Source organism: Burkholderia anthina, assembly GCF_902498995.1.
Classification (GTDB): Bacteria; Pseudomonadota; Gammaproteobacteria; order Burkholderiales; family Burkholderiaceae; genus Burkholderia; species Burkholderia anthina.
On record NZ_CABVLY010000005.1, the window covers coordinates 254,469 to 276,501 of the forward strand.

Sequence of the window (22,033 nt, forward strand, 5' to 3'; positions counted from 1 at the left end):
ATACGCACCGCGTATATTTTCCACGAGGTGCCGCCGATGACCGTTCCCCAGCAAGCCTTCCTGCGCGACGCGATGCGCCGCCTCAACATGACCCGCGAAGCGTTCGCGAACCGCATCGGCGTTAGCCGCCGCGCGCTGGATACGTGGCTGTTGCCCGACGATTCGCAGGAATCGCGCGGCATGCCCGAGATCGTCGAGCGCTTCGTGTCGGAAATCGTCGAGCGCTCGGAACCCGACGGCGCGAACCATACGCAAAGCGTAGATAAACAGGGATTCGCGAATCAGTTCCTGTTCGAAGGCAAGCCGCAACTGATCTCGGTGGACCAGTTCTCGCGGGATTCGGTCGAGGCGCTGTTCCGCGTCGCCGACGTGATGCAGCCGATCGCGCGCCGCCACAAGATTTCGCGCGTGCTCGAAGGCGCCGTGCTCGGCAACCTGTTCTTCGAAGCCAGCACGCGCACGCGCGTGTCGTTCGGCGCGGCGTTCTGCCGGCTCGGCGGCTCGGTGTGCGACACGACCGGCTTCACGTTCTCGTCGATGGCCAAGGGCGAATCGATCTACGACACGAGCCGCGTGATGGCCGGCTACGTCGACGCGCTCGTGATCCGCCATCCGGAGAAGGGCTCGGTCGCCGAGTTCGCGCGCGCGACCAACCTGCCGGTCATCAACGGCGGCGACGGCCCCGGCGAACACCCGAGCCAGGCGCTGCTCGATCTCTATACGATCCAGCGCGAGTTCTCGCGGCTCGGCAAGATCGTCGACGGCGCGCATATCGCGCTCGTCGGCGACCTGAAATACGGCCGCACCGTGCATTCGCTCGTCAAGCTGCTCGCGCTGTACCGCGGGCTCAAGTTCACGCTCGTGTCGCCGCCGACGCTCGAAATGCCGGCCTACATCATCGACCAGATCGCGACGAACGGCCACGTGATCGAGCAGACGAACGACCTCGCGGCCGGGCTGCGCGGCGCGGACGTCGTCTATGCGACGCGGATCCAGAAGGAGCGCTTCACCGACGAATCGTTCGAAGGCTACACGCCGGATTTCCAGATCAACCAGGCGCTCGTCGATTCCGTCTGCAAACCCGACACGCTGATCATGCACCCGCTGCCGCGCGACAGCCGGCCCGGCGCGAACGACCTGTCGGTCGACCTGAACCGCGATCCGCGCCTTGCGATCTTCCGCCAGACCGACAACGGCATTCCGGTGCGCATGGCGATCTTCGCGGTGCTGCTCGGCGTCGAGAACCTCGTCCAGCATTCGATGCGCGACGCGACGTGGCGCCCGCCGGCCTACCTCGGGCCCGAGGACGCGGTGTTTCACGGGATCGACTGATCCGCATCCGGTGCGGCGCGGCCGGGCTTGAGACTGTTTCGTCTCAAGGGCCGCGCGCCGACGTAACGCACACGACGCGCCGCCTTGCACGGCGCGTTTTTCATTTTCGACGCGGGCCGTGCGGGGCCGCGCCGCCCTGCGTCAGCCAGCCCACGGATCGATCACGCGCAGGCCCGCCGCTTCGAACGGCGCGACATTGCGCGTAGCCACGATCAGGCCGTTCGCCGCGGCGGTCGCGGCGATGAAACCGTCGGCAGACGCCATCGCGTTGCCCATGGCGCGAGCCTGCGCACGAAGGCTCGCGTACGCGTGACTGGCCGCCTCATCGAACGGCAGGATCCGGCCGCGAAACAACGGCACCACGCGTTGCTCGATGCTTTGCTGCAGCCAGTCTCGCCTGCGCCCTTCCGGCAACGCGGCCACACCGAACCGCATCTCCGCCAGGCTGATCGCGGCAAGAAACAGCGTCTCGACGTTCTGCGCGTCGAGCCATGCGATCACGGCCGCACTCGGCTCGCGTCGCAGCGGCTCGGCAATGACGTTGGTATCGACCAGAATCATTCGAAGCTCATCGGATCGGTTGGCGCTGTGCCGCGCTGAATCTCTAAATCGATGCCGCCGGCCTCCCTCCCGATTTCAACCAGCAGCGTTCCCAGCCTGGGGCGCCCGCCGGGCCGAACGGCTTGTTCGAGGATGTCGCGAACCTCGGCCTCAGTGCTGCGGCCATGTTGCGCGGCACGAATCCGAAGCGCGCGATGCACCTCGTCGGGCAGATTTCGAACAGTGATCACGGGCATGATGCACCTCACTACATTTGCTTGCAATGCAGTCATGTTATCACCTTGCTGTCATTTTTGGACGAGTAAAGACACAGCCACTGTAAGCTGTCAGCCGCGCCTTTCATACTCGGCCGTTCGGCCATCCCCCCGCCCCGCAAGCCTTCGCGCCCTTCACCACATTCGTCAACAATTTCCTTACAAATGCGAACAGGAACGCTTCTCATTTAACAAGAAATTACATAGAATGCCGCCTGAAAACAAATCGTAATAATTCCCGGCGGCATGCACCTTTCCGTACCACGCCGTTTCCGGGCCACACCGCGAGGTCGAAGCGCACCATGAAGTCCCGTCCTGAAGAACTGAAGCTCGGCAAATTCACCACCCTGTGCAGCGTGCTCGCCGCGAGCCCTGCGTTCGCCGACGGCACGCCGTCGCCCGCCCCGGTCGGCACCGAAGGCCATCTCGCGCCGATCGAGGTCCAGGGCAAGACCGAGCACAGCTACAAGGCCGACTTTTCCGCGTCCGTGAAATTCACCGCGCCGCTCGTCGACACGCCGAAGTCGGTCACCGTGATTCCGCAGGCGCTGATCCAGAGCAGCGGCGCGGCCACCCTGACCGAAGCGCTGCGCACCGTGCCCGGCATCACGTTCGGCGCCGGCGAGGGCGGCAATCCGCTCGGCGATCGCCCGTTCATTCGCGGCTACGACACGCAGGGCAGCATGTTCGTCGACGGGATGCGCGACACGGGCGCGACCACGCGCGAGATCTTCAACACCGAGCGCGTCGAGATCACCAAGGGTTCCGACGGCGCGTACGGCGGCCGCGGCGGCGCGGGCGGCAGCATCAACCTGATCACGAAGGCGCCGCACCTCGGCACGACCGCCGCCGCGAGCGCGGGCCTCGGCACCGACCGCTACCGCCGCTTCACCGCCGATGGCAACTGGCAGTTCGCCGATCACGCCGCGTTCCGCCTGAACCTGATGAGCCACAACAACGACGTCGCCGGCCGCGACGCCGTCAACAACGAGCGCTGGGGCGTCGCGCCGTCGATCGCGTTCGGTCTCGGCACGCCGACGCGCGTGACCGCCAGCTACTACCACCTGTCGACCGACGACCTGCCCGACAGCGGCATTCCGTACTTCTACACGACGTCGAACAAGCCCGCGAACGTCGACACGATCTATCCGGCGCCCGTCGACCGCCACAACTTCTACGGGCTGATCGACCGCGACTTCCGCAAGACCACGTCCGACATCAGCACGATCAAGATCGAGCACGACATCACGCCGGGGCTGACGGTGCGCAACACCACGCGCTACACGGAATCGACGCAGGACTACATCTGGACGCAGCCCGACGACAGCCAGGGCAACGTGGTGAACGGCAAGGTCTGGCGCCGCAACAACAACCGCAACAGCTCGATCAACAGCCTCGCCAACCTGACCGAGCTGTTCGGCGAATTCCGCACCGGCCCGTTCAAGCACAGCTTCACGACCGGCATCGAACTGTCGCGCGAATGGGGCAAGCGCGACGCGTACACCGTCGCGACGGATACCGGCAAGATCTGCCAGCAAGGCATCGGCGCGGCGTCGGGCTACAACTGCACGAGCCTCTGGTCGCCGAATCCGAGCGATCCGTGGGCCGGCTCGATCACGCGCAACAACGATTACGCGCACGCGCGCACCACGACGAAGTCGATCTACGGCTTCGACACGATCGAGCTCACGCCGCGCTGGCAGGTCAACGCCGGCGTGCGCGTCGACGACTACTCGACCCGCTTCACCGACACCAGGGCGAACGGCGGCAAGACCTACACCCGCGACGACACGCTCTTCAACTGGCAGCTCGGTGCCGTGTTCAAGCCGGCTCAGAACGGCAGCATCTACGCGTCGTATGCAACGTCGTCGACGCCGGCCGGCATGCTGCTCGGCGAAGGCAGCGAGACGCAGTCGCTCACGCCGGGCCGCGGCGGCGTCGGCCCGAACGCCGATCAGCTTGCGCCGGAAAAGAACCGCAGCATCGAACTCGGCACGAAGTGGAACGTGCTCAACGACAAGCTGTCGCTGACCGCCGCGCTGTTCCAGATCGACACGACGAATGCACGCGTGACGCTGCCGAACAACGAATACGCGATGGTCGGCAACAAGCGCGTGCAGGGTCTCGAACTCGGCGTCGCCGGCCAGATCACGAAGCAGTGGCAGGTGTTCGGCGGCTACACGTACATGAAGAGCGAACTGCGCGACAACGGCAAGGATGCCGTGAACGACGGCCACCGCTTCCCGAACACGCCGAAGCACAGCTTCACGATGTGGTCGAACTACGACGTGACGCCGAAGTTCACCGTCGGCGGCGGCGCGTTCTACATGTCGGAGGTGTTCGGCGATCCCGCGAACCTGCGCGCCGTGCCGTCGTACTGGCGCTTCGATGCGATGGCGCAGTACCGGATCAACAAGAAGCTCGACCTGCAGCTGAACGTGAACAACCTGTTCAACCGCACGTACTTCGATCAGGCGTATCCGGCGCACTACGCGTCGATCGCACCGGGCCGCTCGGCGTTCGTCACGCTGAACGCGCGCTACTGATCGATGGAAGCCGTATCGCTGAAGGCGCTCGCGTCGGTGTCGCCGGGCGCGTTCGCCGAGATCCTCGCCGGGCCGCCCGAGCGCGCCGCCGCGTGGGTGGCGGCGGCCGCCGACAACGGCATCGTCGACGCGCAGGCCGTCTACGGACAGTATCTGCTCGACGGGCACGGCGTCGCGCGCGATCCGGCCGCCGCGTTCGGCTGGTTCCGGCATGCGGCGCGCGCCGGTCATTCGATGGCGATGAACATGCTCGGCCGCTGCTACGAGTTCGGCTGGGGCACGGCCGCCTGCGCGCCGGTGGCCGTGTACTGGTATCGGCTCGCCGCGCAGGCCGGGCTCGACTGGGGGATGTACAACTACGCGACGGCGCTCGCGCTCGGCAACGGCGTCGACGAGAACCGCGCCGACGCGCTCGACTGGTTTCGCCGCGCGGCCGCGCTCGGTCATGCGAAATCGATCAACCTGATCGGCGGTTTCTACGAAGACGGCTGGGTTGTGCCCGTCGACGCCGAAGCCGCGTTCGACCACTATCGCCGCGCGGCGGAGGCCGGCGACTTCCGCGGCCAGTTCAACTACGCACGACTGCTCGCGGCGCGCGGGCGCATCGATGAAGCGCTCGGGTGGCTCGCGCGCGTACCGGCCACCGCGACCCCGGCATTCGTCGCGAAGATGCGTGCGTATCTCGCGTCGTCGCCGCTCGATGCGTTTCGCGCGGCCGCGATGCGGCTGCCGTCTCACGAGAAGGAATTCGAATCATGATGCTTCATATCCCTGGCGTGCTGACGCACGCGCAGGTCGCGCAATGCCGCGAATTGCTCGATGCCGCCGACTGGGTCGACGGCAACGCGACGTCCGGCGCGCAGTCGGCGCTGGCGAAACGAAACCGGCAGTTGCCGGAAGATTCGCCCGTCGCGCGCGCGGTCGGCGATGCGATCCAGGATGCGCTGGCGCGTCATGCGCTGTTCTTTTCGGCGGCGCTGCCGCTGAAAGTGTTTCCGCCGCTGTTCAATCGCTACGAAGGCGGCGAGACGTTCGGCACGCACGTCGACAACGCGATCCGGCTGCTACGCGGCACGGATTTTCGCGTGCGCAGCGATCTGTCGGCGACGCTGTTTCTCGAGGAACCGGATGCGTACGACGGTGGCGAGCTGTGTGTGGAAGATACCTACGGCGTGCATCGTGCGAAGCTGCCGGCGGGTGATCTCGTGCTGTATCCGGCGTCGAGCCTGCATCACGTGACACCGGTCACGCGCGGCGAACGCGTCGCGTCGTTCTTCTGGATTCAGAGCATGGTGCGCGATGACGGAGACCGCACGCTGCTGTTCCAGCTCGATATGCAGATTCAGGCGCTTTCCGCCGAGAAAGGCGCGAAGGATCCGATGGTCATTGCGTTGACGGGGATTTATCACAACCTGTTGAGGAAGTGGGCGGATGCGTGATGCGCCTGGTGAAAAAACGCCGTCCCGCCGGGCCCGCTGAAGTCACACCATCTCCCGCCATTCCGGCCGCCGCTCCCGTGACATTGCACGAACCCCACGGCAAACCGCGCGACGTCGAATGCGTCGCCCACACCTCGTGCGCGTCACTTCGCCGGTGCTAACATGCGTCGATCAAAAGCGACTTCGCGCCAATCACGCATGAGCAAAACGACACCCCCGGCCAAATCGCGCCCTACCCGCAGCGACGCACAGCGACAGGCGATCCTCGACGCAGCCTCGCTGCTGTTCATCGAGAAAGGATTCGCCGGCACCAACATCAACGACATCGCCGACGCGGTCGGCATGACGCGCACGGCGCTGTACTACTACTTCCCCAGCAAGGAATCCATGCTGGAAGTATTGACGCGGGAAGTCACCGAACGCGCCAGCGATCTGACCAAGGCGGTCGCGCAGCGCGCCGAGCTGCCGCCCGACGAAGGGCTGCGGCAACTGATCCTGCATCACGCCGGACTGATCCTCGCGCATCCGCTGCAGTTCCGTGTCGTCGAGCGCAGCGAGAGCAGCCTGCCGGATGCGCAGCGCCAGGCGGCTCAGGCCGCACGGCGCGCGGTACGCAACGACTTCGTGAACGTGATCCGGCGCGGCATCGAACACGGTGTATTCCATGCGATCGACGCCGATATCGCGGCGTTCTCGATCATCGGCATGTGCAACTGGTGCGCGTGGTGGTTCGACAGCCGCCGCGGCGAATCCATCGATGCCGTGGCCGAACTGATCGCGTCGCTGGGACTGCGCATGCTCTGCGTGGAACCCGCCGCCGCCGGCCAACCACCGCCTGCCGCCGGCTCCGCCGACGTCCGCCATGCACTGACGCGCATGCGCGAAGCACTGACGACCCTCGAAAACAGCCTGAACAGCAAGGACTGACTGCGACCGGCCGGCCGGTCGCCCGTCGTCGCCCGGGTCAGAGTTTACACTAACGTCAAATATTTGACGCTAGTGTCGAATCAACCTAGCATTGGCACATGCCCAATGTCAGGAGCGCGTCCGCGCGATTCGTCCGATGAACAGCTTGCATTCCTCCAGCACGACGGCCGCCCAGGCCACGGCGGGTTTTCTCAATACCGACTGGAACCCGCGTGACGTTCCGCCGGGTACGGTCACGTCCAATGTCGTGTTGCGCACGGCCGATCAGGCGGCAACCGGCGGCTCGCTGTACCGCCCCGCGACGGCGACCGACACGGTCGTCTGCATCATGCACCCGCGCGAGTTCATGGCCTGCCACTATCTGATCCCGGATATCGTGGGCACCGGCTATGCAGCGTGGTCGCAATCGCCGCGCTCGGTGGGCAACGATCTGCGGCTCGAACACGAATTTGCGCTGCACGACGTGGCCGCGGGTCTGCAGTACCTGCGGGCGGCCGGCTTCCGGCGCATCGTACTGCTCGGCAATTCGGGCGGGGCGGGGCTGTACGCGCTATACGTCCAGCAGTCGGCGTTACCCGGCGCGCAACGCATTGCACGCACGCCGGGCGGACGCCCGACGCAACTGGCGGAGCTTGACATGCCCGCCGTGGACGGCTTCGTGCTGGTCGGCCCGCATCCCGGACAGGGCGCGCTGCTGCTCAACTGCATCGATCCGAGCGTCATCGACGAAAACGATCCGCTGTCCGTCGATCCATCGCTCGATCCGCTGTCGCCGGCCAACGGATACGGCGGCAAAGGCGACACCCGCTACAGCGCCGAATTCATCGAACGCTATCGAGCTGCACAACGCGCGCGCGTGGAACGCATCGACACGCGCGCCCGGGCGCTGATCGCGCGCCGCCAGGACGCGCGCCGACGCGTAAAGGAGCATGGCGCGAGCGGCCTCGCGATCGCACCGGAAGACCGACGCGTCGCCGGGCACACGCCGATCTTCAATGTCTGGCGCACGGACGCCGACCTGCGCTGCTTCGATCTGGCGCTCGACGGATCCGACCGGCACTTCGGCTCGCTCTGGGGCGCCGATCCCTACGCGTCGAACTACGGTGCCGTCGGATTCGCGCGCCAGTGCACGCCGGAGAGCTGGCTGTCGACCTGGTCGGCCCTGTCGTCGAATGCATCGCTCGCCAAAACGGCGCCGTCGATCGTCCAGCCGACCCTCATCATCGAATACACCGGCGACCAGGCGTGCTTCCCGGGCGACGTGCACCGCATCGTCGATGCCATCGCGTCACGGGACACGCTCCACCAGCGCGTGCGCGGCGATCACCACGGCCGCGCGCTGACCGCCCGGGAAGCGCCCGGACGGCTCGAAGCCGGCCGCCTGCTCGCGCAGTGGCTCAACACGCGCTTTCCACGCTGACCGGACGCCGTCGCCCGCTGCATCCCGGTTCCATTCATCGTCATCCCGACCACTCACGGAAGTCACTCGTCATGTCCGTACACAACCTTCCTTCGTTGACGCTGCGCGGCGTCGACCATACCGCTCGGCCCACGTGGCAATTACGCGAAACCATCGAGTTCTATCGCGACACACTCGGCCTGCCGCTCGTGCACGTGATCTCCGCGCGCGGCTGGGGACCGGCCACGCACCCGGACTTCCTGCATTTCTTCTTCGACAGCGGCAACGGCAGCACCATCGCGTTCTTCTACTACCTCGGCAGCGAAGAGCCGGCCGGCATGCGCGATCGCGCAGCCTCGCGCCCGCTGCCGGACGATCATGTCGCCGACGCGACGCATACCGCATGGCTCGTGGACGGCGCCGACGCATTGCGCGCATGGAAACAGCACCTGGACGCACAAGGGCTGGACGTGTCGGTCGAGACCCGGCACGAAGTCATCGAATCGGTCTACGTACGCGACCCGAACGGCTATTTCGTCGAGTTCACGCACAAACTGCGCCCGCTGACGCCCCTCGATGCCACCGATGCCCGACTGACGCTCGAAGCAGCCGTGGCGCTCGAGGATGCGGCGCGCGCTGGCGGCCGTCCGTTCGATACGATCGACGCGGTCTGGCGCCGCAAGGGCGAACTGGTGGCCGAACGCGACGGCAACCCGGACGCGCCGGTGCGCATTTCGGTTCCGCGCGTGGCGGAATTCGCCCCACTGGTGCAGGCGGCAAAGGACCATCCGGATTGCCGCGTTCACGAAGGTGAGGAATACGATTCAATCGAGTCGGATGGTCCGGTCGAATTCGCACGCAAGACGCTCGGCTTCAAGCCGGCCCTGTGGTACGGCATGCTCACTGGCGGGCTGCGCGGGCGCATCGAGCGCTTCGACCGTGACGTGCTGCGCATCGTACCGGCACAATCCTGATCAGAAAGCGAAGGAGACAGACATGGAGACCCAAGTCGCACATCCGATTGCGGGTGTCGTCTACCCCGACCGGGCCCGCGCGGAAGCCGCCATTTCGAGCGGCGCCTGGATCGCGAGCACCGTCGGCGACGCGCTGCGCGCGACGGCGCGGCGCCATCCGGAACGCACGGCCTTCATCGGCCATGACCGCACCATCGGTTTCGCCGAGCTCGACGAGATCACCGAGCGCCTCGGTGCCGCGCTGCTCGCACTCGGCCTCGAACCCGGCGATCGCGCGATCTTCCAGCTCGGCACCACGGTGGAAACCGCGATCGCGCTGCTGGGCTGCTTCAAGGCCGGCATCGTGCCGGTATGTTCGCTGCCGCCGCATCGTGAAATCGAGATCGGTCAGCTCGCGCGGCAATCCGGTGCGCGCGGCTATTTCGTGCAGGCGGATTTCAGCGCCCGCTTCGATCTGCCGGCCTTCGCCGACGCAATGACGGCATCCCATCCGTCGCTCGAGCATCTCGTGGTCGTGCGCGGCGAACGCGCCGGCGCCCACGGCATGCAGGCGCTGATCGACGGCATGCCGCTCGCGCAGGCACGCGAACGCCTCGCCCGCGTATCGATCGGGCTGGCGGACGTACTCAGCTTCCAGCTATCCGGCGGCACCACCGGCGTACCGAAGATCATTCCACGGTTCCATGCCGAGTATCTGGGCCACTCGGCGGGCTGGATGCGACGCTATCGGATCGATGCCGACAGCCGGTTGCTCTGGTCGCTGCCGCTCATGCACAACGCCGGCCAGCTCTACGCGCTGATTCCGACGGTGCTGAGCGGCGTGCCGGTCGTGCTGATGCCCAAGGTCGACATTCAACTGATGCTCGACCTGATCGGCCAGCATCGCGTGACGCACGCGCTGTCGATCGGCCCCATCGCGCCGCAACTGATGGCCTACCCGGACATCGCACAGCACGATCTGTCGTCGCTGCAGTTGTTTTCGACCATGAGCCGCGCGGATTCGCTCGAAGCACACCTCGGCGTGCCCTGCTCGAATCTGTACGGCATCACCGAGGGCCTGCTGCTCGGCTCGCCCGCGGACGCGCCGGTCGACGCACGTCACCAGACGCAGGGGTGCTCGGGCTGCGCCGACGACGAGATTCGCCTGCTGGAGCCCGGCACGGAGCGTCCGGTATCGCATGGGCAAGCCGGCGAACTGTGTTTCCGCGGGCCGTCCACGCTGACCGGCTATTTCGCCAATCCCGAAGCCAACGCGCAGTCGTTCACGAGCGACGGGTTCTATCGCACCGGCGACATGGCCACGGCGCGCGTCGTGGACGGCGTCCTGTACTACACGTTCGAAGGCCGTCTGCGCGACAACGTGAACCGCGGTGGAGAAAAAATCGGCTGCGAGGAAGTGGAAAGCCACGTCAGCCAGCATCCCGCCGTTGCCGACGCGAAGCTGGTTCCGATGCCCGATCCGTTCTACGGCGAAAAAGGCTGCATCTTCATCATCCCGCGTCCCGGCATGGCGGCACCGGACGTGCAAGCACTCGGCGATTTCCTCGCCGCGCGCGGCCTCGCCAGATACAAATTCCCCGAGCGGGTCGTCGTGATCGACGAATTTCCGCTCACGCGTGTCGGCAAGGTCGACAAGCCCGCGATGAAGCGGCGCATCGCCGACATCCTTGCGCTGGAGACCGGTCAATGAGCACGCCGACACCGATCGAGTATCTGCTCCGCGAGCGGCCGCTCACCGTGCGCCGCCGGGTGAAATGGGGAGAATGCGACCCGGCAGGCGTGGTCTATACGGCAACCTTCGCCGATTACGTCATTTGCGCGGCCGAACTGTTCTACGGCGCGCTGCTGGGCGGCACGCCGCAACGCATGAAGAACGAACTGGGATTCGGTACGCCGAGCCGCGCGCTATCGTTCGACTTCATCGGCTCGCTACGTCCCGACGACGAATTCGACATGACCGTGCAGGTCGTCGACGTGCGCAATCGTTCGTACGTACTGGACATCGTCGCGCGCACCCCGCACGGTGCCGCGGTCTTCAGCGCACGCCTGACACCCGTCTGCGTCGCCCGGTCCGAACGCCGCTCGATCGACATCCCGCCCGTCTTTCGCCAGGCACTGCTGGACTACCAGCGCGATTGCGCCGGTGGAGCTTCGAATCCCGTCATCGAGGACAACGCATCATGAAAATCGACATCGTCGGCGCCGGCCCGGCTGGCATGTACTTCGCACTGCTTGCGAAAAAACACGATCGCGCTCATCGGATCACGATCCACGAACAAAACCCGGAAGGCGCGACCTACGGCTGGGGCGTGGTGTTCTCGGACATCGGCCTGTCGTTCCTCAAGGAGGCCGACCCGACGTTTTTCGACGAGTTCATCGCGCATCACGAGCGCTGCGACTATATGGAAATCGTGCACCGGGGCACCCGCGTGCAGGTGCACGGCAATCATTTTTCGCGCACCTCGCGCATCGACATGCTGCGCGTGCTGCAGCACGCATGCGAACGGGAAGGCATCCGGATCGAATACGGACGGCGTGTCGACGATGCGCGTGCGCTTGCCGCGTCGTGCGACCTGCTGGTCGCCGCCGACGGCGGCAACAGCGCGATACGCACCCAGTTGGCCGACCATTTCCGGCCGCAATTCGCGCCGCGCCGCAACAAATTCGCATGGTATGGCACGCGCCAGCGCTTCCACCCGGTGTCGCTGATTTTCCGCGACACGCCGCACGGGGTTTTCATCGCGCACGCGTACCAGTACAGCCCGGAGCTGTCGACATTCCTGATCGAAACCGATCCGGAAACGTGGCAGCATGCCGGGCTCGATCACGCAAGCGAGGACGAAAGCCGGCGCCTGTGCGCCGAGATCTTCCGCGCCGAACTCGGCAGCAACGAACTGCTGACCAATCGCTCGCTCTGGTTCGAAGCCAACATCGTCAGCAACGCGTGCTGGAGCCACGACAACATCGTGCTGCTCGGCGATGCGCTGCGCACGGTGCACTTCTCGCTCGGCTCGGGAACGCGCATGGCGATGCAGGACGCGATCGCGCTTCATCGCGGCCTCGCGGAGCACCCGACGAATCTGCGCGACGCGTTTGCGGCATTCGAAACCGCGCGCAGGCCGGCGTCGTCGAATTTCCAGAGCGCGGCGGCCAAGAGCCTCGACTGGTACGAGGGCGTGGCCGAAAAGCTCCATCTCGACCCGGTCGGCTTCGCGTACGACTACATGCGGCGCACCGGGCAGGTCAGCCACGACGACCTGAAACAGCGGGACCCGAATTTCGCGGCGGCGTACGAAGCACTGCACGGCTGCTGCGCATGATCGGAGGCCCGGCCGCCTTCGCCTCCTGAAGCATCACATCAAATCATCATCATCGAGAGACACGCGTCATGAGTAAAACCTTTCGCATCGGGCAGATCGTACCGAGCTCGAACATCACCATGGAAACCGAAGTGCCCGCGATGTTCCGCGCCCGCGAGGCCGCCTTTCCGGAACGCTTCACCTTCCATTCGAGCCGCATGCGCATGCACAAGGTGACCATGGAAGAGCTCGAGGCGATGAACAAGGAGGGCCTGCGCTGCGCCGCGGAGCTTGCCGATGCCCGCGTGGACGTCATGAGCACGGCCTGCCTCGTCGCAATCATGGCAATGGGCGCAGGCCACCATCGCCAAACCGAACGCGAGCTGACGGCCGTCGCACGCGCGAACCATTCGCTCGCGCCTGTCATGACGTCGGCCGGCGCGCTCGTCGACGGCCTGAAGACGCTCGGCGCCCGCCGTATTTCGTTGATGGCGCCGTACATGCGCCCGCTGACCGATCTGGTCGTCGCCTACATCGAACACGAAGGCATCGAAGTGATCGATTCGCTTTGCTTCGAGATCGCCGACAACCTCGAAGTCGGCAATCGCGACCCGATGCGTCTGCTCGACGACGTACGACGGTTGAACACCGACGGCGCGGACGTCGTCGTCGCATCGGCCTGCGTGCAGATGCCGTCGTTGGCGGCGATCCAGCCGATCGAGGATCGGCTCGGCATCCGTACGGTATCGACCGCAGTCTGCACCGTCAGGCGCATGCTCGATCATCTCGGGCTCGAGCCAGTCGTGCCCAATGCCGGCTCGCTCCTGCGCGCCGACGCGCTCCGCTGAGCGGGCCCGATCCGGGGCATCGTGCGCGGCCGTGCCCCGATCCCCGCAGCAAGTACGCCCCTCCCGTTCAGGACGGCGGACGACACGTCGCCGTCCCGCCCCCCTTCGCTTTCGTTGAACGTCGCGCACGGGTATAGCCCGCGGCGCTCACCGGCGTTCCCGCATCGATTCGATTCCACCTGCACGCCGTGTTCGACCGGTCGCCTCATCGGCCGAGCGTATCGCATCCGACCGCTCGCCATGCTTCGCGCACTTTTGGCAAGAAAGCGTCATCGATGGCCAGCGGATGGTAGCGGCCGGGGCCGGCACAAACTAATTTAACGTCAGGTTCTCGAAACGACCCTGCCGACGCAGGCGCATCACGCCGAAAGCCTCGATCCCAACACGAACGATATCCAGGAGACACATCAATGCCCCCGACCGAAGCACTCCACTCTCACGCCGGCACGGACTTTCTTCAGGAGTACGGCCAATTCATCGGCGGCACGTGGACCGCAGGCGACAGCGGCAAGACGATCGACCTGAACAACCCGACCACCGGCGCGGTCCTCGCGCGCATTTCCGCCGGCAACGACAAGGACGCGCGGCGCGCCATCGACACAGCGGCCAAGGCGTTCCCGGCCTGGTCGCGCACGCCGCCCGCGGCACGCCAGGAGATCCTGTACGAGATCATGCGGCGCCTCAAGGCGCGGCAGCACCACTACGCGCTGATGGACACGCTGAACAACGGCAAGCCGATCAGCGAGTCGATGCACTTCGACATGCCGATGGCGATCGAGCAATTCGCGATCTTCTCCGGCACGCCGTGGCAACTGCACGGCGAATCCGTGCATCACACGTCGTCGCTCGGCACGGATTCCATTGGCATCGTTCATCGCGAACCGCTCGGCGTAGTCGTACAGATCATTCCGTGGAACGTGCCGATGATCATGCTCGCCTGCAAGATCGCGCCCGCCCTCGCTGCCGGCAATACGATCGTGCTGAAGCCGTCCGAGATCGTGTGCCTGTCGGTGCTCGAATTCGCGCGCGAGATGGCGGATCTGCTGCCGCCCGGCGTCCTGAACATCGTGACGGGCTACGGGCCCGACCTCGGCGAGACGCTGGTGACCGACACACGCGTGCGCAAGGTAGGCTTCACCGGCTCGCGGCCGACCGCGCGCAAGCTCGTCCAGTACGCGGCGACCAACATCATTCCGCAGACGATGGAGCTGGGCGGAAAATCGGCGAACATCGTTTGCGAGGACGCCGACCTCGACGCCGCAGCCGAGGGCGCGGCCATGTCGACGGTCCTGAACAAGGGCGAAGTGTGCCTCGCGGGCTCGCGCCTGTTCGTCCACGAAAAGGTTCGCGATGCGTTCCTCGACAAGCTGCAGCGCATTCTCTCCGGCATCCGGATCGGCGATCCGACCTCGCCCGACACGCAGCTCGGCCCCCAGGCATCGCGGATGCAGATGGACAAGATCCTCGGCTATCTGGAAGACGGCCCGCGCGAAGGCGCCAGGGTGCTGATGGGCGGCGGCCGCGCCAGCGTGCCGGGTTACGAAAGCGGACTCTTCATTCAGCCGACCGTATTCGTCGACGTGAAGAACACGATGAAGATCGCCCAGGAGGAGATTTTCGGCCCGGTCACGAGCGTGCTGACCTGGAAGGACGACGACGAAGTCATCCGGCTCGCCAACGAGTCCGTCTACGGCCTCGGCGGCGGCATCTGGACCTCGAACCTGGGTCGTGCGCACCGCATGGCCTGTGCGCTCGAAACCGGCACGGTCTGGATCAACCGCTACTACAACTTCCTCGGCGGCATGCCGATCGGCGGCTACAAACAGAGCGGCTTCGGCCGCGAGTTCGCGCACGAGGTGCTGAACCACTACACGTTGACGAAGAGCGTGATCGTCGACCTCCAGCCCGGCGCACTGGGCATCTTCGGCACGCAGCGATAGCCGGCGCGCGAGGAGATTCCCATGTCCTTTTCAATCGGCCGCACGGCGGCCGGCCTCGCGGCGCTGGCTGTCGCGCTCTGCGCGCGGCCAGCCGTTGCGACGGAGGGCGGCGGCTCGGTCTATCCGTTCGGCGCGGAAAACTACCTGACCGGCGCACTGCCGCCGCCGGGCTTCTACGCGCTGTTCTATGGCGAAGCGTACTTCGCGCGCAAACTGGTCGGCAACGACGGGCAGGACGTGACGCCGCCGGGCTTCAGGCTCAATGCCAACGCCCTCGTCAGCCGCCTCGTGTGGGTCACGCCGCAGAAAGTGCTGGGCGGCGACTTCCTGCTGAGCCTGATCGTGCCGATGGTCAACCTGCATGTGGAAGCCGCCGGCCGCAGCCAGACCAAGACCGGGTTGGGCGACATCACGCTGTCGCCCGGCATCGGCTGGCATTTCGGCCCGAACCTGCACGTCATCGGCGCGTTCGACTTCTTCGCGCCGACGGGCGGCTACAACAAGAACGATCTCGCCAACATCGGCCGCAATTACTGGGCCTTCGGCCCGGTCTACGCGGCGAGCTGGGTCGATCCGCACGGCATAAATGCGGACGTGAAGCTCGGCTACCTGTTCAACCAGATCAACCACGCGACCGGCTATACCTCCGGCAACGAGCTCTATGCCGACTATTCACTCGGCTGGGCGGCCACGCCGCAGTGGGTGCTCGGGGTCGGCGGCTATGTCACCGTGCAGACCACCGACGACAAGGACGACGGGCAGACCGTCTCCGGCAATCGTCACCGGGCGTTCGCGATCGGACCCAGCATCAAGTATGCGAGCAGCAAGGGCTGGTTCGTGACCGCGAAATGGCAACACGAAATGGCCGTGCGCAACGGCGCGCAGGGCCATGCTTTCTGGATCAGGGCGGTATTCCCGCTCTGAATTGTCTGCGGTACCTCATTCATCCATATCGAAGGAGACGTCATGAACAACACGCACGCAGGACGGGTAGCCGTCGTCACCGGCGCCGGCCGCGGCATCGGTCGGGAAGTCGCCGTCCGGCTGGCCGCGCGCGGCGCGCAACTGGTATTGATCGACCTCGACGCACCGTCCGAGACGCGTGCGCTGATCGACGGCGACCCGCTCGTTCTGACCGGCGACGTCAGCGATCCGCACGCGTGGGCTGGTTTCGCGCAGGCCGTCGATGCGCGTTACGGGCGCGCGGACATCGTCGTGAACAACGCCGGCATCTATCCGTTCGCCGCGTTCGACGATCTCGATTTCGACCTCTGGTCGCGCACGCTGCGGGTGAATCTCGACTCGCATTTCCATTCGGCGAAGGCATTCGTCCCGCTGATGCGCGCGAACAAGTGGGGCCGCTTCGTGAATTTCTCGTCGAATTCGATCGGCACGCCGCTCGCCGGGCTCAGTCACTACATGGCGGCCAAGATGGGCGTGATCGGTTTCGTCCGCGGGCTGGCCAACGAACTCGCCGGCGACAACATCACCGTCAACGCGATTCTGCCGGCGCTCACGCGCACGCCGGGTACGAGCGGCATTCCCGACGAACTCGCCCGCAGCGTGTGGCAGCAGCAGGCCATCAAGCGTTTCGCGACGCCGGAAGACATCGTCGGGCCGATCCTGTTCCTCACGAGCGACGACGGCGCGTTCGTGACCGGCCAGGCGCTGGCGGTCGACGGCGGGATGTACAAGATCTCGTAACGAGGCAGCTAGAACGCGCCATCGCGAACCCGCTTGCGGGTTTGCGATGGCGTTTCGCCGTATCGGCGCCGGTACTGCTGATTGAAGGCGCCCAGATGATCGAATCCGTAGCGCAGTGCGATCGTCGAGATGGTCGTCGCTGCATCGGCGCTCGACAGCAGTTCGGTCCGCACTTTTTCCAGACGCAGATGGTTCAGATGCCGCATCGGCGTCGTCTGCCGGAATTCGCTGAACGCGCGCGACAGCGACCGGATACTGCAATCCGCGGCGTCCGCGATTTCCGCGAGTGTCAACGCCTGACCGAGCCGTGCCTCCATGAATTCGACCGCGCGGCGTAACTGCTTCGGCGCAACCGCGCCCCGCGACATGCGCAACGCGTCCGAATAGTTGTGCGGCTGCGTATCGAGCAGCGTGATGGTCAGCATTTCCTCGAGGCTCGGTGCCAGATGATCGATCAGCGCGGCCGCGCTGTCGTTCAGGGTCGCCACCACGAATTCCAGCAGCATGAACCACCGCCGCAGCGCGTTCGGATCACGCATCCCGGTGTCGAAGCGAAGCGGCGCGCGCCCCTGTCGCTGCATCATGCGCCAGCATGCAGCCGAAACGCGCCGGTGATCGAGTTGTACCTTGAGGACTTCGCCGTCCGGATCGTAATGAAAGCGCGGGCGGTCCGACGCGACGCTCAGCACGGTCGCGCCCGGCCCGCCGCCATGGCATGCGTGGTCGGTGACCAGTGCCGCGCGCCCCTTCGTCGTGGTCGTAACGAGCAGACACGAACCCAGATCGTCGGGCTCGATCTCGATGTCGCGCCCGAACGTCAGCGTCGATACGGCAACCGACCCGCAAACCGCACTGTGCAGGACGATCGGTGCAATCGCATCGGCCGTCGGACCGCGTTCGCGATACGTGCAATATCGATTCGCGATGACGGAACGGGCCGCCGCGGGCTCGTCGACGGAAAGCTCGAGAAACCGCGCATCGAGACGCGGCGAGGAGAGAGTCTGCATGCCGAACGTGCGTGGACGCGACTGGAGATCGGGAACCGGCACCCGCCCTCGATGCAAGCCGCGGCACATCGGGATGGCGTTGCGACAAGCCGGCCGCGCGGATCATTCGCCGGGCAACTGCGCCGCGCATCGGCAATCGTCGCCGGCCACCTGAATTCGACTCGAGTATAGTTTTTTTGACACTTCCGTCAAATAGTTGAAAACCCGGTTTCGCACAGGAGTCAAGCCGTGGCCGTCCGCAGGGGTATTCGTCCACTGCCTTGATCAATAAGGACCGCAGTTGCACGCCGTCAGGCGGACAAAAAGCAAGGATCGACGAAAGCATCCTCGACGAAACGGCCCCCCGACATTCTTTCCGACGACCCCACCCCCGCATCGGTAACATCCGCACTTGCCGATCCCCGCCTGCTCCCGCACAATCGGGCCACCTGCCTCCCTCCCCCCGCGCCGATGTCCTATGCGTCACTCGCCACCGGCGTCCTGCTCGCCGGCGGCCTCGGTCAACGCTTCGACCCGAGCGGTCTGCAAAGCAAGCTGCTTGCGCGGCTCCCCGACGGCACGCCAGTCGCGGTGGCGGCCGCCCGTCATCTCGCGGCGGCCACGGCCGACGTGATCGCGGTCGTGCGTCCCGGCGCCGAAAAACTCGCGATTCTGCTGAACGAAGCCGGCTGCCAGGTCATCTATGCACCCGACGCGACGCGCGGGATGGGCGCGAGCCTTGCAGCGGGCGTGCGCACGACGCCGGAAGCAACCGGCTGGCTGGTCGCGCTCGCCGACATGCCGTGGATCGCGGCATCCACCTACGAAGTGCTCACGCGCGCGCTCGATGCCGACGACGCGTCGATCGTCGCCCCCGTGTACCAGGGCGTGCGCGGTCATCCGGTCGGCTTCGCCGCCCGCCATTACGACGCGCTGGCCGCGCTCGATGGCGACACGGGCGCCCGCGCGCTGTTTGCCAGCGCCCCGGTGAACCTGATCGACGTCGACGACCCCGGCATCCTGCGCGACGTCGATACGCCGGCGGATCTGCGCTGATATCACCCACGCCGGTCGCCCGACGCGGCAGCATGCCCGTCAGCGCTATCCGGTACGCGACCCGACGACACAGGATTATCGTCGGCCATCCGCACGCCACCGCACGAATCCCGCTGCAAACACTCGTCCGATTGCCTATAACGGAGACGAGGCGCGAACGCCGCGCCGCCACCGCCACGCATTGCGCGAGTTCCCCATGACCGATCACACGACCCCAATGCCGGAGCCCCCGGCCGATCCGAACCGCGATCCGGAAGACGATCCGCTGTCGCCGCCCGCGCCGGGGCATCCTCACGACAATCCGCAGCAACCCGACGGGCCGCCGAGCAAGGACCCGGTTTGACCGGCATCGCCCGCCCCCGCAACGCCCGACCGGCTCCGGTGTGCGCCTTTGCCGAACCTCCGCAGGCCGCCGGCCAGCGCCGAACGGGCGCGCCCGCTACCGCGCCGTATAACCGCCGTCGATCGCCAGCGACACGCCGCTGATCATCGACGCGGCATCGCTGAGCAGAAACAACACCGGCTCGACCACCTCGTCCGGCTCCGCGAAGCGCCCGAGCGGAATCGCGGCGAGCATGGGCGCGCGCTTCTCCGGCTCGCTCCACGCGCGTTGCGCCATCGGCGTCAGCGTGACGGTCGGGTTCACGCTGTTGATGCGAATCCCGTGCGGCCCGAGCTCGATGCAGAGCACACGCGTGATCGCATCGAGCGCCGCCTTGGACGCGCAATAGCTCAGATGCGCGGGCAACCCGACGAGCGCGGCCTGGCTCGATACGTTGACGATGCTGCCGCGCGCGCGCACGGCGCCGCGACCGTCGGACGCGATCATCTTGCGGGCCACGGCGCGCGCGACGAGCGCCGCGCCGCGCGCGTTGACGGCCATCACGCGATCGAAGTTGTCCGCGCCGACCTCGAGCGCCGGTTCGAGCGACGCGATCCCCGCGCAATTGACGAGCCCGTCGAATGTGTCGTACCGGGCCAGTGCCGCATCGATCGCACGTTCGTCGCCGCCGACGTCGACGCGCAAGGTATCGCACGCGACCTCGCCGGCCAGCGTATCGAGCGCGGCCGCATCGCGCCCCGCCGCGACGACCCGCGCCCCCGCGTTCGCCAGCGCGGCCGCACATGCGCGCCCGATCCCGCTCGACGCACCGGTGACGAGCACCCGTGAGCCGCTGAAATCGAATCGGGTCTTCATGATGTCGTGCGTAGCGCGTGCATGACCGGCTTGAGCGCTGGATACAACGCCGTGTAAAGCGCGAAGCGTGCGGCATACGCGTTCGCGCGCGCCGGGTCGGGCCGTGCGCGTTCGACGAGCGTGACCCAGCCGCCCTGCGCGTCATCGTGCGACACGAGCCCCACGCCGACGCCCGCGAGCAGCGCCGCCCCCATCGCCGCTTCGACGTCCTGCTCGATCGTCCACACCGGAAAGCCCGTGACGTCCGCGACGATCTGCATCCACAGTGCCGAATGCGCGGCGCCGCCGACGACGATCAGCCGGTCATCCAGCACCGCCGCACCGCGCCGTCCCGCGTCGATGTTGTGCCGCAGCGCGAACGCAACGCCTTCGAGCACAGCGCGATACAGGTGCGCGCGCGTATGCGCAAGGCTCAGTCCGACGAACGCGCCGCTCGCCTTCGCATCCCACACCGGGCTGCGCTCGCCCATCAGGTACGGCAGGAACAGCACGCCGTCCGCACCGGGCGGCACGCTCTCGGCCGCCTCCTCGAGCAGCACGTGCGGATCGCCGTGCGGCAGCAGCCTCGCCGCATCGATTTCCGCATGACAGAACTGGTCGCGAAGCCACGCGACCGATGCGCCTGCCGTGATCGCGCCGCCGAATACATACAGGTCGCGCTGCCCGTCGAACACGTGCGGCATGCTGACGAGCCCGTGCCGCGCATCGACGTGCCGGGTCACATAGCCCCAGCACATGCTGGTGCCGATCATCGCGACATGCTGTCCGGCGCGCGTCGCGCCGGCGGCGAAGGTCGCGACGGCCGCGTCGACACCGCCCGCCACGACGGGCGTGCCGGCCGGCAGCCCGAGCCGCGCCGTCCATTGCGACAGCAGCCCGCCGACGATGTCGGTCGATTCGACGAGCCGCTCGGGCATCATCGTCGCCGGAATGCCGAGCATGTCGAGTGCGTCGTCGGACCACTCCCGCCGCGCGACGTCGTACACGCCGCCGATGTTGCCCGCCGAACTGTGATCCACCGCGACTTCGCCCGTCAGCAGGTAGATCACATACGCGTTCGGCGGCAGGAAATAGCGCACGTTCGCCCATACGTCGGGACGTTGATCGCGCAGCCACAACATCTTCGTGAACCCGTAATAGCTGTCGACTCCGTTGCCGGTAATCGCGCGCAGCCGCTCGACGTTCACGTTTTCGTTTACCCGGTCGACCTCTCCGGTCGCGCGCCGGTCCATCCAGATCAGGCACGGATGCAGCGGCCGCATGTCGGCGTCGACGGGAATGCCGGAGCCGCCGTACAGGCTGCTCACGCACACGGCGCGGATCGCGTCGGCCGGCACGCCCTGCGCGTGCGCGTCGCTCACGCAGCCGGCGATGCATTCGAGCACCGCGTCGAACCATACCTGCGGCCATTGTTCGGCCCACAGCGGACGCGGCGTGTCGGGCTGGTAGCCGGCCGAGCGCCGCGCGACGATCGTGCCGTGCCGGTCGACGAGCAGCGCCTTGGTGCTCTGCGTGCCGATGTCGACGCCTATGACGTAGTCCATGATGTCTCCAGTAAGGCGTACGCCTG

At 66.4% G+C, this 22,033-nt stretch carries 21 protein-coding genes; 16 read left to right on the top strand and 5 right to left on the bottom strand.

Features of this window, described 5'->3' with window-relative positions; genetic code table 11:
- Positions 1 to 36 precede the first annotated feature (36 nt).
- A complete protein-coding gene (locus BME24068_RS09620) occupies positions 37 to 1,332 on the top strand; it encodes an aspartate carbamoyltransferase (RefSeq protein ID WP_096501448.1) in 1,296 nt (431 codons plus the stop codon).
- Between the two features lie 141 nt (positions 1,333 to 1,473).
- Here BME24068_RS09620 and BME24068_RS09625 read toward each other — a convergent pair whose 3' ends face one another.
- Positions 1,474 to 1,893: a type II toxin-antitoxin system VapC family toxin gene (locus BME24068_RS09625; RefSeq protein WP_174925906.1), complete on the bottom strand. Its 420-nt coding sequence runs from the start codon at positions 1,891 to 1,893 to the stop codon at positions 1,474 to 1,476.
- Complete coding sequence (locus BME24068_RS09630) at positions 1,890 to 2,129, bottom strand: FitA-like ribbon-helix-helix domain-containing protein (RefSeq protein ID WP_096501452.1); 240 nt, start codon at positions 2,127 to 2,129, stop codon at positions 1,890 to 1,892. Before BME24068_RS09630 ends, BME24068_RS09625 begins: the two co-directional genes overlap by 4 nt.
- Positions 2,130 to 2,449: 320 nt before the next feature.
- Here BME24068_RS09630 and BME24068_RS09635 point away from each other — a divergent pair, with 320 nt between their 5' ends.
- The 13 genes from BME24068_RS09635 to BME24068_RS09695 all read left to right on the top strand — a co-directional run bounded on the left by BME24068_RS09635 (position 2,450) and on the right by BME24068_RS09695 (position 17,223).
- Positions 2,450 to 4,693, top strand: a complete 2,244-nt coding sequence (locus BME24068_RS09635) for a TonB-dependent receptor (RefSeq protein ID WP_096501454.1) — start codon at positions 2,450 to 2,452, stop codon at positions 4,691 to 4,693.
- A gap of 3 nt (positions 4,694 to 4,696) precedes the next feature.
- On the top strand, positions 4,697 to 5,452 hold the full coding sequence (locus BME24068_RS09640) for a tetratricopeptide repeat protein (RefSeq protein ID WP_174925907.1): 756 nt from the start codon (positions 4,697 to 4,699) through the stop codon (positions 5,450 to 5,452).
- Complete coding sequence (locus BME24068_RS09645) at positions 5,449 to 6,132, top strand: Fe2+-dependent dioxygenase (RefSeq protein WP_096501458.1); 684 nt, start codon at positions 5,449 to 5,451, stop codon at positions 6,130 to 6,132. Before BME24068_RS09640 ends, BME24068_RS09645 begins: the two co-directional genes overlap by 4 nt.
- Positions 6,133 to 6,330: 198 nt before the next feature.
- Positions 6,331 to 7,059: a TetR/AcrR family transcriptional regulator gene (locus BME24068_RS09650; protein WP_174925908.1), complete on the top strand. Its 729-nt coding sequence runs from the start codon at positions 6,331 to 6,333 to the stop codon at positions 7,057 to 7,059.
- A 136-nt stretch (positions 7,060 to 7,195) separates the two neighbouring features.
- A complete protein-coding gene (locus tag BME24068_RS09655) occupies positions 7,196 to 8,479 on the top strand; it encodes an alpha/beta fold hydrolase (protein ID WP_096501462.1) in 1,284 nt (427 codons plus the stop codon).
- Positions 8,480 to 8,550: 71 nt separating this feature from the next.
- Positions 8,551 to 9,432 carry a VOC family protein gene (locus tag BME24068_RS09660; RefSeq protein ID WP_096501464.1) on the top strand — a complete coding sequence of 294 codons (882 nt, stop codon included), beginning with the start codon at positions 8,551 to 8,553 and terminating at the stop codon, positions 9,430 to 9,432.
- Between the two features lie 22 nt (positions 9,433 to 9,454).
- A complete protein-coding gene (locus tag BME24068_RS09665) occupies positions 9,455 to 11,122 on the top strand; it encodes an AMP-binding protein (RefSeq protein ID WP_174925909.1) in 1,668 nt (555 codons plus the stop codon).
- Positions 11,119 to 11,616: an acyl-CoA thioesterase gene (locus tag BME24068_RS09670; RefSeq protein ID WP_174925910.1), complete on the top strand. Its 498-nt coding sequence runs from the start codon at positions 11,119 to 11,121 to the stop codon at positions 11,614 to 11,616. The genes BME24068_RS09665 and BME24068_RS09670 overlap by 4 nt, the downstream gene beginning before the upstream one ends.
- Positions 11,613 to 12,752, top strand: a complete 1,140-nt coding sequence (locus BME24068_RS09675) for an FAD-dependent monooxygenase (RefSeq protein WP_174925911.1) — start codon at positions 11,613 to 11,615, stop codon at positions 12,750 to 12,752. The genes BME24068_RS09670 and BME24068_RS09675 overlap by 4 nt, the downstream gene beginning before the upstream one ends.
- A 68-nt stretch (positions 12,753 to 12,820) precedes the next feature.
- On the top strand, positions 12,821 to 13,579 hold the full coding sequence (locus BME24068_RS09680) for a maleate cis-trans isomerase family protein (protein ID WP_174925912.1): 759 nt from the start codon (positions 12,821 to 12,823) through the stop codon (positions 13,577 to 13,579).
- A 410-nt stretch (positions 13,580 to 13,989) separates the two neighbouring features.
- Positions 13,990 to 15,519 carry an aldehyde dehydrogenase family protein gene (locus tag BME24068_RS09685; RefSeq protein ID WP_174925913.1) on the top strand — a complete coding sequence of 510 codons (1,530 nt, stop codon included), beginning with the start codon at positions 13,990 to 13,992 and terminating at the stop codon, positions 15,517 to 15,519.
- 21 nt (positions 15,520 to 15,540) lie between these two features.
- Positions 15,541 to 16,443 carry a SphA family protein gene (locus BME24068_RS09690; protein WP_174925914.1) on the top strand — a complete coding sequence of 301 codons (903 nt, stop codon included), beginning with the start codon at positions 15,541 to 15,543 and terminating at the stop codon, positions 16,441 to 16,443.
- 42 nt (positions 16,444 to 16,485) lie between these two features.
- Positions 16,486 to 17,223, top strand: coding sequence for an SDR family NAD(P)-dependent oxidoreductase (locus tag BME24068_RS09695; protein WP_174925915.1), 738 nt, complete (start codon positions 16,486 to 16,488; stop codon positions 17,221 to 17,223).
- An 8-nt stretch (positions 17,224 to 17,231) separates the two neighbouring features.
- On the opposite strand, the gene BME24068_RS09700 is transcribed toward BME24068_RS09695, so the two are convergent.
- The gene (locus BME24068_RS09700) at positions 17,232 to 18,230 is read right to left on the bottom strand and encodes an AraC family transcriptional regulator (RefSeq protein ID WP_174925916.1); all 999 of its coding nucleotides are present in this window, start codon (positions 18,228 to 18,230) and stop codon (positions 17,232 to 17,234) included.
- A gap of 450 nt (positions 18,231 to 18,680) precedes the next feature.
- On the opposite strand from BME24068_RS09700, the gene BME24068_RS09705 reads away from it, so the two are divergent.
- Together BME24068_RS09705 and BME24068_RS09710 are read left to right on the top strand one after the other, a co-directional pair.
- Positions 18,681 to 19,265 (top strand): nucleotidyltransferase family protein, encoded by a 585-nt coding sequence (locus tag BME24068_RS09705; protein ID WP_174925917.1) that lies wholly within the window; start codon positions 18,681 to 18,683, stop codon positions 19,263 to 19,265.
- Between the two features lie 196 nt (positions 19,266 to 19,461).
- Positions 19,462 to 19,608 (top strand): hypothetical protein, encoded by a 147-nt coding sequence (locus tag BME24068_RS09710; protein WP_174925918.1) that lies wholly within the window; start codon positions 19,462 to 19,464, stop codon positions 19,606 to 19,608.
- A gap of 96 nt (positions 19,609 to 19,704) precedes the next feature.
- Here BME24068_RS09710 and BME24068_RS09715 read toward each other — a convergent pair whose 3' ends face one another.
- Positions 19,705 to 20,463 (bottom strand): SDR family oxidoreductase, encoded by a 759-nt coding sequence (locus BME24068_RS09715; RefSeq protein ID WP_174925919.1) that lies wholly within the window; start codon positions 20,461 to 20,463, stop codon positions 19,705 to 19,707.
- A complete protein-coding gene (locus BME24068_RS09720; protein WP_174925920.1) occupies positions 20,460 to 22,007 on the bottom strand; it encodes an FGGY-family carbohydrate kinase in 1,548 nt (515 codons plus the stop codon). The genes BME24068_RS09715 and BME24068_RS09720 overlap by 4 nt, the downstream gene beginning before the upstream one ends.
- Positions 22,008 to 22,033: the final 26 nt, after the last annotated feature.